General features: G+C 69.1%; 9 protein-coding genes. 6 read left to right on the top strand and 3 right to left on the bottom strand.

What is annotated here, in order from left to right:
• Window positions 1-13 precede the first annotated feature (13 nt).
• Window positions 14-349 carry a YnfA family protein gene (locus tag ACILSK_RS17145; RefSeq protein WP_395728395.1) on the top strand — a complete coding sequence of 112 codons (336 nt, stop codon included), beginning with the start codon at window positions 14-16 and terminating at the stop codon, window positions 347-349.
• 47 nt (window positions 350-396) lie between these two features.
• On the opposite strand, the gene ACILSK_RS17150 is transcribed toward ACILSK_RS17145, so the two are convergent.
• The 3 genes from ACILSK_RS17150 to ACILSK_RS17160 all read right to left on the bottom strand — a co-directional run bounded on the left by ACILSK_RS17150 (window position 397) and on the right by ACILSK_RS17160 (window position 4593).
• Window positions 397-1665 (bottom strand): serine hydrolase domain-containing protein, encoded by a 1269-nt coding sequence (locus ACILSK_RS17150; RefSeq protein WP_395728396.1) that lies wholly within the window; start codon window positions 1663-1665, stop codon window positions 397-399.
• A 47-nt stretch (window positions 1666-1712) separates the two neighbouring features.
• Entirely contained in the window at window positions 1713-3284 is a 1572-nt protein-coding gene (locus tag ACILSK_RS17155; protein WP_395728397.1) for an APC family permease, read from the bottom strand.
• 226 nt (window positions 3285-3510) lie between these two features.
• A complete protein-coding gene (locus tag ACILSK_RS17160; RefSeq protein ID WP_395728398.1) occupies window positions 3511-4593 on the bottom strand; it encodes a hypothetical protein in 1083 nt (360 codons plus the stop codon).
• Between the two features lie 239 nt (window positions 4594-4832).
• Between ACILSK_RS17160 and ACILSK_RS17165 the strand changes: the two genes are divergently transcribed.
• From ACILSK_RS17165 to ACILSK_RS17185, 5 genes are all read left to right on the top strand, one after another.
• A complete protein-coding gene (locus tag ACILSK_RS17165) occupies window positions 4833-6575 on the top strand; it encodes a histidine kinase (protein WP_395728399.1) in 1743 nt (580 codons plus the stop codon).
• Window positions 6566-7249, top strand: a complete 684-nt coding sequence (locus tag ACILSK_RS17170) for a response regulator (protein ID WP_395728400.1) — start codon at window positions 6566-6568, stop codon at window positions 7247-7249. The genes ACILSK_RS17165 and ACILSK_RS17170 overlap by 10 nt, the downstream gene beginning before the upstream one ends.
• Window positions 7250-7564: 315 nt before the next feature.
• A complete protein-coding gene (locus ACILSK_RS17175; RefSeq protein WP_395728401.1) occupies window positions 7565-8251 on the top strand; it encodes a TetR/AcrR family transcriptional regulator in 687 nt (228 codons plus the stop codon).
• On the top strand, window positions 8251-9984 hold the full coding sequence (locus tag ACILSK_RS17180; protein ID WP_395728402.1) for an ABC transporter ATP-binding protein: 1734 nt from the start codon (window positions 8251-8253) through the stop codon (window positions 9982-9984). The genes ACILSK_RS17175 and ACILSK_RS17180 overlap by 1 nt, the downstream gene beginning before the upstream one ends.
• A gap of 37 nt (window positions 9985-10021) precedes the next feature.
• Window positions 10022-12022, top strand: coding sequence for an ABC transporter ATP-binding protein (locus ACILSK_RS17185; RefSeq protein ID WP_395728403.1), 2001 nt, complete (start codon window positions 10022-10024; stop codon window positions 12020-12022).
• Window positions 12023-12479 lie beyond the last annotated feature (457 nt).

Below are 12479 nucleotides of genomic sequence, written 5' to 3' on the forward strand. Positions count from 1 at the left end.
TACCGTCCTGACCATGACGCCGGTCAAGTCGATCCTGCTGTTCGTCGTCGCCGCGCTGGCCGAGATCGGTGGCGCCTGGCTGATCTGGCAGGGCGTGCGCGAACACCGCGGGCTGCTCTGGATCGGCGCGGGCGTCGTCGCGCTCGGCCTGTACGGGTTCGTGGCCACGCTCCAACCGGACGCCCACTTCGGCCGCATCCTGGCCGCCTACGGCGGGGTGTTCGTCGCCGGCTCGCTGGCCTGGGGCATGGTCGTCGACAAGTTCCGCCCCGACCGCTGGGACCTGATCGGCGCCGCGATCTGCCTGGTCGGCGTCGCGGTGATCATGTACGCGCCGCGCTCGGCCTGACCGGACGGGCGCCGGGGCCGGCCCGGCGAGGACCGGGCCGGGGCGGGTCAGTCGACCACCGCCGCGGCGGCCGCGGCGACGATCCGGAGGTTGTGCGGCAGGGCCCCGTCGAACCCGGGGGTGCTCATGGTCATGATGACGGTGTCCTGGGCCGGGTTGTTGACGAACTTGGTGGAGAAGAATCCCTGCCAGCTGTAGGCGCCGGGGCCACCGAGGTAGTGGATCGACCCGGCGGGCGCGTTGACGCCCTCCTGGATGTCCACCATGTAGCCCCACTTGTTCTGGGTCAGCTGCCAGTTCCGCTTCTCACCGATCTGGTTGGTGGTCATCAGCCGCACCGAGGTCGGGCTCAGCACCCGGACGCCGTCCAGCTCACCCCGGTTGAGCAGCATCTGGGCGAAGCGGAAGTAGTCGGCGGTCGTACCGTGCAACCCGCCGGCGCCACTGAAGTAGGTCTGGTGCTCACTGAAGGTGTAATCGGGGCCGAGCATCCCGTGGCCCAGCGGCGACGCCCCGACCTGCTGCTCGTCCCGGCCGGCCCAGTACACCGCGGCGATCCGCTCGCGCACCGACGCCGGCGGGAAGAACCAGGTCTCGTGCATGCCCAGCGGGGTGAAGACGTGCTCACGCAGGTAGCTGTCGAAGTCCTGTTCCGCGACCACCTCGACGAGCCGGCACAGGGTGTCGACGCTGTTGTTGGAGTAGTCGAACATGGTGCCGGGCTGCGCGATCAGCGGCAGCGACGCCAGCAACTCCATGTTCTCCTGCAGCGTGATCGGCGGCGCGTTCAGGTCGTCCATCAGCCCGGCGTCCTTGTACAGCTGGGGCACCACGCCGTAGATCGGCGGCTCGAACATCCGGTACCACCAGGTGTTCGTCATGCCGGCGGTCATGGTCAGCAGGTCATGGATGGTGATCTCCCGGTCGGCCGAGGCCAATTGGGTGATCTGCCAGTCCTTGACGACGGCCACCTTCGGGTTCGCGAACTCCGGCAGGTAGGTCGAAATCGGTTCGTGCAATGCGATCCGGCCCTGCTCGAACAACTGCATGACGGCGACCGCAGCGACCACCTTCGACATCGAGGCCAGCCGGAAGACGCTGTCGGTGGCCATCGGGATGATCTCGCCGTCGACCTCGTCCGCCTTGCCGAAGCCCTTGAAGTAGCAGACCTTGCCGTGCCGGGCGACGAGCACGACCGACCCCTGGTAGGCATCCTCGGCCAGGTACCGCTGCTGCAACCGGTCGATGTTGGCCAGGTAGGCGCTGCTGACCCCGACGTCCTCGGGTTCGACCTCTTCGATCTTCGCAGTTCCCATGACGCGGAGTCCCTTCTGACGACGGTGTCAACGACCCGTCGCGAAGGCTACTCCGGGATGATCAGGGTCGCGGTGTTCCGGTTCAGCGTCCGGCCCTGGAAGAAGGCCTTGTCCCGCATCCGCATGACGAACATCAGCACCACCCCGAGCAGGATCAGACCGAGACCCAGCACGAACACCACACCGAGGCCGAAGATGGCCACCCCGCTGCCGTCGTAGTCGGGACTGGCGCTGTCCTTGAGCGTCACGAAGAAGACGAACCACAGCCCCAGGCCACCGATCAGCGGCAGCAGGAACTTGAAGATGAAATTGTTGAAGCTGGTGAACAGCTCCGCCCGGAAGTACCAGACACAACCGATGGCCGTGAGCCCGTAGTAGAAACAGATCATCAGGCCCAGCGACAGGATCGTGTCGGTCAGCACTGCCTCGGAGACCAGGAACAGGATCGTGTAGAAGGCACCCGCGATGCAGCCGGCGACGATGGTATTGAAGCCGGGGGTCTTGAACTTCGGGTGGATGCTGGCGAACCGGGCCGGCAGCGCCCGGTACGACGCCATGCCCAGCATGGTCCGGGTGGTGGGCAGGAAGGTGGTCATCAGGCTGGCCGCCGATGAGGCCAACACGGCCAGGAACAGCAGGTTGTACCAAGGGTTGCCCATCACCGGCTCGGCCAGCGTGCCGAACACGTTCTCCGCGTTGTCCGGATTGCCGAGGCCATATTCACCGTCGCCGACACCGGCGTACATCATCGCCGAGATCGAGACCAGCAGATAGGTGAGCAGGATCGACAGCACACACAGCAGGGCGGCCCGGCCAGGGGTCTTGTCCGAGTCCTTCGACTCCTCGTTGATGGTCAGGGCGGTGTCCCAACCCCAGAACGAGAAGATGGACGCGCCGAGGCCGGCCACGAACGCAGACAGCGTCAGCCCGGTGAACGGGTTCAACCAGTCCCAGGAGAACGCCAGCCCATCCGGGTCGTCGGGTCCACCGGCCTTGGTGACCGCCGCGACCACAAACCAGGCCAGCACCAGGAGCTGGAAGCCGACCAGCACGAACTGGACCTTCTCGGTGGTGGTGATACCGCGATAGGCGATTGCGGTGGCCAGCGCCAGGAACACCAGGCACGTCCCGATGTTGACCGCCTTGTTCGTGTCCCAGATCGCCCCGAGCGTGGGGTTGTTGAACACGCTGCCGAGCAGTTGGTAGAAGAACTGCACGCCGATCGCGGCCAGATTGGCCAGCACGATGATGGTCGCAACGATGGCGACGAACCCACCGAGCCAGCCGACGTACGGGCCGAACGCCCGGGTGGTCCAGGTGAACGAGGTGCCGCAGTCCGGGTCGACCCGGTTGAACTCCCGATAGGCGTAGGCGGCGAAGAACATCGGGATGAAGCCGGCGATGAAGATGATGGGCATCTTCACCCCGGCGACGGCGACCACCAGGCCGATCGTCGCGGTCAGCGTGTAGGCGGGCGCGACACTGGAAATCCCCAGGACGGTGCCGCCGAGCAGACCGACGGAACCCCCGGCCAGGCCCTTGTCCTTCTCCGGGTGGTGATGCCCATCGGGACCCAGCAGGGCATCCCCGACGTGATGCTGCGAACCCTCAGTGCTCATGCCGTTGCCTCGCCTCGGTCCGACGCGGAAGGGTGTTCTGGTCGCGAACGCGGTCACAGTAAACCTGACACCTGACGCGGCCGATACTCGGGAACCTCTTTTGTTTGCGATCGTGACGAAACGTAGACCGGACGACTCGGCCGGGTGATCGGTCGCGGTCGCTCCCTGGCGTCCGGGGCCGGGTCGGTGACGGATCGGCGGTGCGCCGTCCGTCACCTCGTCCCGCCTACTTCAGCGTGGACAGGGGCGTGCCCGGCGTCACCGGCACGAATTCCGCCGGCATGTAGTGCAGTTCCTCGGCCGTCATCGGACGCTCGCCGGTGCCGTAGAGGACCGCCCGGCTGTTGTCCACGCTGTCGACCTTCACGTCATTGAGCACCCAGGTCGTCGTGCCCAACTTGATGGTGAAGGTGCCGGTGTCCCGGTACATCGGCATGTCGGCGACGATCCAGCCGAAATGCTTCGGCGAGATGGACATCTCCACGGTGTCGCGCACGGTCTTGGTCGACGTCCAACTCTGCCCGGCCTTGGCCGAGATCGTCGTCTCGACCGCCTTGAGCACGGTGACCTTGACCGTCGCGGTCAGCTCCAGGTTGGTGGTGGCACTGGCGACGGCGATGGCCTCGTAGCCCTGCTTGCGCGCCACCACTTGGCTGTTCCAGCCGCCGCCGGCGACGACCTTCTGCCGGATCTGCTGCCGTTCCTTGGTCTGCTCGAAGGTGCAGGTGGCCCGGGTGGAGCCGCACAACTGGTTCAGCACATCCGCCTGGGTCTGTGCGTCGGTGCCGTTCACGGTGACCGTCGACGCCGTCGCGTCCGAAATGGTGATGGTGTTGAAATTCGGGCTGACCGTGACCTTGTCCCGGCCCTCGAACTGGTCGACCAGGGAATGTGCCGTGCCGACAATGGTCTCGGTGTATAGCCGGACACCCGCGCTGGCCACCTTGCCACCGCCGTCCCGGGCCGGCTTGAGGAAATCCAGCTGCACGGTGGTCTCATTCGCACTCATGAAGTAGAAGACCTTCTCGTAGTGCATGGACTGACCCGGCTTGATCACCGAGCCGATCGCCGGCGCCGCGTCACCGGCCCCCGGGTTGCTCACCCCCACCACCTTGGCGTCGTACTGGCTGTCGTTGACGATGTCGTAGCCACGGGTGACCGTCATCGCCGCGGATCGGACCGCGACGACCCCCGTTGCCTGCTGGGCGGGGGCGGCGGCCGCCTCGGACACCCCGGCCAGACCGGCGAAGGCGGCGGCGATCAGCACGGGTGAGACGATGCGCAGGGCAATCTTGCGAGTGGTGGACATGGTCATTCCTTTCGATTGTGCGCAGCCGGGGCCGCGACTTGAATTGGCTGTTTCCGGTGATTCGGCACCGCCTGGGGATTCTGTTCCGAACCATTTCCCCGGGGTGCTGAGAAAACAATATGTTCGCCGGCGGCCCATTTCGATGGACCGCACGCCACACTGCATGTGGTGCCTGCACCACACCGTGGGCGCGGGGTGTCGCGGCGGCGCGCGATGGTCGGGGCGGCGATCCTGATTCCATGTCACGAGCGAGCGGCACGACCACCGAGCGGGTGATCCCGGGCGCCGGACTTCGCGATGCCCTGCTGGGGATCGCGGCGCTGATGTCCTTGCTGGTCCTGGTCGAACTGGCGGTCCCGTCCACCGCCGCGGTGTCGGCGGCGTCGGTCCTCGATGCCATCGCCGTCGCCGCGTACACCGTCACCGGCCTGGTCGCCTGGCGGCGTCGCCCGCACAACCGGACGGGTCGGCTGATGGTGGCCGTCGCCGCGGGGCTCCTGGTGGCCGGCATGAGCGACGACGACCTGCCGGCGCTGCGGTTCGTCGGTCAGGTCACCGAGTCCCTGCCGCTGGCGATGCTGATCCACCTGCTGCTGGCCTACCCGTCCGGCCGGCTCGACGGCCGGCCCGCGCGGATCACTGTCGCGGCCGGCTACGCGGTCGCCCTCGGCCTGCAGTACCCGCAGCGGCTGCTCGACCCGGACGCGGCCGACACCCTGTGGAACGTGCAGGCCGGTCTCGGACTGATCACCCTGGTGGCGGCGTTCGTGCTGGTCAGCCGCCGCCTGGCGACCGCACCTCCCCCGGTGCGGCGGCATCTGGCGCCGTTCATCCTGGCCGGCTGCCTGATGCTGGCGGTCGTCGTCGGCTCACTGTTCGTGCTGCACTTCGATCCGGAACCGGACGCGGCGGACCTGGCCGTGCTGGCCCAGGTGGCCGCGGTGTCGATCCTGCCGGCCGCGTTCGTGGTCGGCATGCTCGGCGGGGCGTTCGGCCGGGCCGGCGAGCTCGAAGAGCTGGCCCTGGGCATCGCCGATGCCTCGGCCGAGCCCGAACTGCTCGACGCGCTGGCCGTCCGCGCCCTCGGCGACCCGAGCGCCCGGGTCCGGTGGACGGTCGACGGCGGGCTGGTCGCCGGTGACGGTCGTCCCGTCGACCCGGCCGCCGAGCGCACCGGATCCCGGGGATGGTGTCCCATCGGCCCGGCAGGGGCGCCCGTCGGCGGCCTGTCCTACGACCGCTCCCTGATCGCCGACCCCGCCCTGGTCACGGGGGCGACCGCACCATTGGCGCTGGCCATGGACCATCGCCGGCTGGTGGTCGATCTGCGGGCGGCCGTCCGCCAGCTCGATGCGGCCGCCGACCAGCTCCGCGATTCCCGCCGGCGGATCGTGGTCGCCGCCGACGGCGAACGTCGACGGATCGCCCGCGACCTGCACGACGGACCCCAGCAGCGGATCGTGCTGATCGGCATCGAGGCGCAGCGGATCGGCCGGCGCGCCGACGACCCGGGCTTCGTCCGCCAGGTCTCAGGGACGGTGAGCGAGCAGCTTCGCCTTCTCCTGGACGACCTGCGGTCGCTGGTGCACGGGATCATGCCGGGCACGCTGACCGAGCGGGGCCTGCCGGCCGCGATTGCGGTGCTCGCCGAGGGCATCCCGGTGCCGGTCGAGGTGCGTATCGACCCCGGGATCCGTCGGCTGCCGGCCGAGGTCGAATCGACCGGCTACTTCGTCGTGGCCGAGGCACTGACCAATGCAGTCAAACACGGGGCGGCCAGCCGGATCTGGATCGGCGTGCGGATCACCGGCGGCCGGCTCGAGGTCGACGTCACCGACGACGGGGTGGGTCCGGGTTCCGGCGAGCCGGGCTTCGGCCTGCGCAGCCTGGCCGACCGCGTCGCCGCGCTCGACGGTACGGTGACGCTCCGCCCCGGACCCGGCCGGGGCACCACCCTGCGGGCGGAGTTCGCATGCGCGTGATCATCGCCGAGGACGAGGTGCTGCTCCGCGAGGGCATCGCCCGGATCCTCGGCGACGAGGGATACGAAGTCGTCGCGCTGGCCGGCAGCCACGACGACCTGATCGGCAAGGTCGCGGCGCACCGCCCGGAGCTGGTCGTCACCGACATCCGGATGCCACCCAGCTTCACCGACGAGGGCCTGGCCGCGGCCCGGCAGATCCGCCGCGCGCACCCCGGCACCCGGATCGTCGTGCTCTCCCAACACGTCGACACCGCGGGCGCCGCCGACCTGCTCGCCGACGGCGCCGACGGCGTCGGATACCTGCTCAAACGGCGGGTGATGAATCTGGACGAGTTCCTCGACTCGGTGCGCCGGGTCGCCGCCGGCGGGTCGGCGATCGACCCGGAGGTGATCTCGGCGATGGTCCGGCGGGAGGTTCGGGACAACCGCGACAGCGGAGGGGACACTGCTCTTGCGTCCTTGACTCCACGTCGGGTCGAGGTGCTGGAACTGATGGCCCAGGGCTACAGCAATGCCCGCATCGCCCGCCAGCTGGTGGTCACCGAGAAAGCGGTCGCGCGGAGCATCGCGCTGATCTTCCAGACCCTCGGACTGCCCCCGGACCCGGACGAGCACCGCCGGGTCATCGCCGTCATCCGCTACCTGAACGGCCGGGCCACCTCGGCCGGCTGACGGCCGGGCCACCCAGGCCGGCTCGCCTGACCGCGGAACATCCGCTGCCCCCAGCCCGGCCGACCTTCCGCACACCGCCACGACCCGGCGGGACCTTCCGTCCCCATCCCAGCTGCGGAACATCCGCCGCACCCAGCCCGGCGGACCTTCCGCACACCGCCACGACCCGGCGGGACCTTCCGTCCCCATCCCAGCTGCGGAACATCCGCCGCCCCCAGCCCGGCCGACCTTCCGCACACCGCCACGACCCGGCCCTCGACGCCTGAAGCGAAATGCACTTGTGAGTGAGTGCTCACTCAGCTACTGTTCCGGCCCGTGACACCACCACCTACCGGCCGGGCCGCGCCGATGCCCCCCGACGAGCGTCGGGCCGCGATCATCGCCGCCGCGACGCCGCTCGTCTGTGACCATGGCGCCGCGGTGACCAGCAAGGAGATCGCCGAGGCCGCCGGCATCGCCGAGGGCACCATCTTCCGTGTCTTCCCGGACAAGGACGCCGTCATCCGGGCCGTCGTCGCGCAGGTCCTCGACCCCGCGCCCTATGTCGAGGCGCTCCGCCGGATCGACCCGGGGCAGAGCCTCGAAGGCATCCTGCGGCAGGCCGTCGACGCCATGCGGCAGCGCCTGGAGAGCGTCTGGCAGATCATGTGGATGTTGCGGATCGGCGGGCCGCCCGGCAATTCCCGCGACCGGTCCAAGTACGCGCCGGCGGCGCGCCCGGACCTGTCCCGGGCCAACGACGTCCTGGCCGACCTGCTGGTCCCGTACCGTGATCGGCTCCGCCTCCCGCCGATCGAGGCCGTCCGGATGTTCCGGTTGGTCACCTTCTCCAGCGCGCACCCGGCCATCACCGACGGTCAGGTGCTGTCCACCCAGGAGATCGTCGACCTGCTGCTGCACGGCATCGGCGTGCACCCGGATTCCGGCCGGCCGCGCTCAGATTTCGCCGCCGACCCAGTCATCAATGACGTAGCCCGCACCGAAGAAGTCGGAGTGATGTGATGCTGCTCGCTCTCCTGCGCACCCACCTGCGCCCGTACACCGGCCCGCTGCTCATCGTGGTGCTGTTCCAGCTCATCGCCACCATCGCGAACCTCTACCTGCCGGCCCTGAACGCCGAGATCATCGACGACGGCGTGGCCAAGGGCGACACCGGCTTCATCGTCTCCACCGGCGGCATCATGTTGGGGATCACGGTGCTGCAGATCGTCTGCACCATCGTGGCCGTCTACTTCGGCGCCCGGACGGCGATGGCCTTCGGTCGCGACCTGCGGGCCGCGCTGTTCCATCAGGTCGGCTCGTTCTCCGACCGCGAGGTTGCCCTGTTCGGCGCGCCGTCCCTGATCACCCGCAATACCAACGACGTCCAGCAGGTCCAGATGCTGGTGCTGATGACCTGCACCCTGATGGTCTCGGCGCCGATCATGTGCATCGGCGGCATCTTCATGGCCATCCGCACCGATCTCGGGCTGTCCTGGCTGCTGGTCGTCTGCATCCCGGTGCTGGTGATCGCGATCGGGCTGATCGTCGTGCGGATGATCCCGCACTTCCGGCGGATGCAGGCCCGGCTGGACGTGGTCAACCGGGTGCTGCGCGAGCAGATCGCCGGCGTCCGGGTCGTCCGGGCGTTCGTCCGGGAGCCGCTGGAGACCAAGCGGTTCGCCACGGCCAACGCCGAGCTGACCGACAGCGCGCTGCGCGCGGGCCGGCTGATGGCGTTGATGTTCCCGGTGGTCATGCTGGTGGTGAACGTGTCCAGCGTCGCGGTGCTGTGGTTCGGGTCGCACCGGGTGGACCAGGGTGACATCGAGATCGGCGCGCTGATCGCGTTCCTGAACTACCTCATGCAGATCCTGTTCTCGGTGATGATGGCCACCTTCATGGTGGTCATGGTGCCGCGGGCCTCGGTGAGCGCGGACCGGATCAGCGCCGTGCTGAACACCGAGTCGTCGGTGCGGCCGCCGGCGCGGGCCGTGATCCCCGAGCGCCGGGCGGGCGAGGTCGTCCTCGACGAGGTGGACTTCATCTACCCGGGGGCCAGCGACCCGGTGCTGTGCGGCATCTCGCTGACCGCCCGGCCGGGCACCACCACCGCGATCATCGGCTCCACCGGCGCCGGCAAGACCACCCTGCTGTCGCTGATCCCGCGCCTGTTCGACGCCACCGGCGGTGCCGTGCGGGTCGACGGGGTCGACGTGCGCGACTTCGACGCGGAGGAACTCTGGGACCGCATCGGCTTGGTCCCGCAGAAGCCGTTCCTGTTCAGCGGCACCGTCGCGTCCAACCTGCGGTACGGCAACCCCGACGCGACCGACGAGCAGCTCTGGCACGCCCTGACCATCGCCCAGGCGATGGACTTCGTCGCGGCCATGCCGGACGGGTTGGAATCGCCGATCACCCAGGGCGGGACGAACGTGTCCGGCGGGCAACGGCAGCGGTTGGCCATCGCCCGGGCGGTGGTGGCCGATCCGGAGATCTTCCTGTTCGACGACTCGTTCTCGGCCCTCGACCTGGCCACCGACGCGCGGCTGCGGGCGGCCCTCCGGCCGCTGACCACCGACCGGACGGTGATCATCGTCGCCCAGCGGGTCTCCACCATCGCCGACGCCGACCAGATCGTCGTCCTCGAGGACGGCCGGGCGGTGGGTATCGGCCGGTACGACGAGTTGATGTCTTCCTGCCCGACCTTCGTGGAGATCGTGCAGTCGCAGCTCGCCGCGGAGGTATCGGCATGACAACGGAACTGGCGATGCGCCCAGGAAAGGCGGGGGCATGACGACGGAGAAGACGGCACCCGCGAGCGGCGCGGCGCCGCAGCGGCCGGCCTTCGGACCCCCGCCCCGGCGCGGTCCCGGCGGGGGCGGCCCGATGTTCGGCGGCATGGGCATGCCGGCCGAGAAGTCGCTGAACTTCGGCCCATCGCTGCGGCGGCTGCTGCGCCGGATGCGGGGCGAGCGGATCGGGCTGGTCCTGGTCTTCCTGCTCGGCGTGGGCAGCGTGATGTTCGCGGTGATCGGCCCGAAGATCCTGGGCAACGCGACCAACATCATCTTCGACGGCATCGTCGGACGGCAGTTGCCCGCGGGCATCACCAAGGAACAGGCCATCGACGGTGCCCGCCTGGCCGGCAACAGCACGTTCGCGGACATGCTCTCGGCGATGGACGTCACGCCCGGGGTGGGCATCGACTTCACCGCCCTGGCCCGGACCCTGATGATCGTGCTGGCCCTGTACATCCTGTCGTCGGTGTTCGGCTACCTGCAGGGTTACATCCTCAACGGCGTGGTGCAGCGCACCATTCTGGAGCTGCGCGCGGAGATCGAGGGCAAGCTGAACCGGCTGCCGCTGAGCTACCTGGACCGGCACCAGCGCGGCGAGGTGCTCTCCCGGGTCACCAACGACATCGACAACATCTCGCAGACGCTGCAGCAGACCCTGTCGCAGGCGTTGACCTCGGTGCTGACGGTGGTCGGGGTGCTGGTGATGATGGTCGTCATCTCGCCGCTGCTGGCCCTGGTGGCGCTGGTCGCGGTGCCGCTGTCGCTGATCGTCACCCAGCAGATCGCCAAGCGGTCGCAGCCCAAGTTCATCGTGCAGTGGCGCTCCACCGGCGAGCTCAACGCCCGGGTCGAGGAGACCTACACCGGGCACAGCCTGGTCAAGGTGTTCGGCCGCCAGGCCGACGCCGAGAAGGCGTTCGACGCCAAGAACGACGAGCTCTACCGGGCCAGCTTCGGGGCCCAGTTCATCTCGGGCACGATCATGCCGTCGATGATGTTCATCGGGAACCTGACGTACGTGGCGATCGCCGTGGTCGGCGGCCTGCGGGTGGCCTCGGGCACCATGTCGCTGGGTGACGTGCAGGCGTTCATCCAGTACTCGCGGCAGTTCACCCAGCCACTGACCCAGCTGGCGTCGATGGCCAACGTGCTGCAATCGGGTATCGCGTCGGCCGAGCGGGTCTTCGAGTTCCTGGACGCCGAGGAGCAGACCCCCGATCCGGACGCGCCGCAGACCGTGCAGGACTCCCGCGGCCGGGTCGAGTTCGAGGACGTCTCGTTCCGCTACGCGGCCGACAAGCCGCTGATCGACGACCTGTCCCTGGTCGCGGCGCCCGGCCAGACGGTGGCCATCGTCGGTCCGACGGGGGCGGGCAAGACCACCCTGGTCAACCTGATCATGCGGTTCTACGAGCTGGACGCCGGCCGGATCACCTTGGACGGGGTGGACATCTCGGCGATGACCCGGGCCGACCTGCGGTCCCGGATCGGGATGGTGTTGCAGGACACCTGGCTGTTCGCCGGCACCATCCGGGACAACATCGCCTACGGCCGGCCCGACGCCAGCGAGGAGGAGATCCTGCAGGCGGCCCAGGCGACCTACGTCGACCGGTTCGTGCACTCCCTGCCGGACGGGTACGACACGCTCATCGACGACGAGGGCAGCAACATCTCAGCCGGCGAGAAGCAGCTGCTGACCATCGCCCGGGCGTTCCTGGCCGACCCGGCGCTGCTCATCCTGGACGAGGCGACCAGCTCGGTGGACACCCGCACCGAGGTGCTGGTCCAGCACGCGATGGCGGCGTTGCGCGCCGACCGCACCAGCTTCGTCATCGCGCACCGGTTGTCCACCATCCGGGACGCCGACCTGATCCTGGTGATGGAGGCGGGAGCGATCGTGCAGCAGGGCACGCACGATGAGCTGCTGCAGCGCGGTGGGGCGTACGCCGACCTGTACAACGCGCAGTTCGCCGGGGCCGTCACGGCCGAGTGACGGCCGGCCCCGACCCGGACCGGGGGTGATCTTGCCGACTGTGTGCGGCGGGACGCCCCCGGTCACGTAGGGTGGTCAACGGACCGGCCTGTTCAGGCCGTCCAGGTCGTTGCTGTGAATGCCTCTCCGGCGTTCCTCTACTCCGCACCGGTTCCCGGATCTGCGAGTCGGCCAGCACCGCGGCCACTCCAGCCTCACCGAACCGATGGGAATGACCACATCTTCATGACTACTTCTACTTCCGCGCGCCCGCAGTCCGATTCCGCCCCGTCCGGCCAGCCACGTCGCCGGCGTCGCTCCGGTCGCGGTGGCAACGGCTCGACCGCCGGCGCCCAGGCCCCCCGCAGTGACCAGGCCCCCCGTACCGGCCAGGCACCGCGCAGCGACCGGGCACCGCGCACCGACCGCGCCCCGCGCACCGATCAGCCGGCCACCCGCTCCCGTCGCTCGACCCGTC

It is taken from the genome of Nakamurella sp. (assembly GCF_044224575.1).
Lineage (GTDB): Bacteria > Actinomycetota > Actinomycetes > Mycobacteriales > Nakamurellaceae > Nakamurella.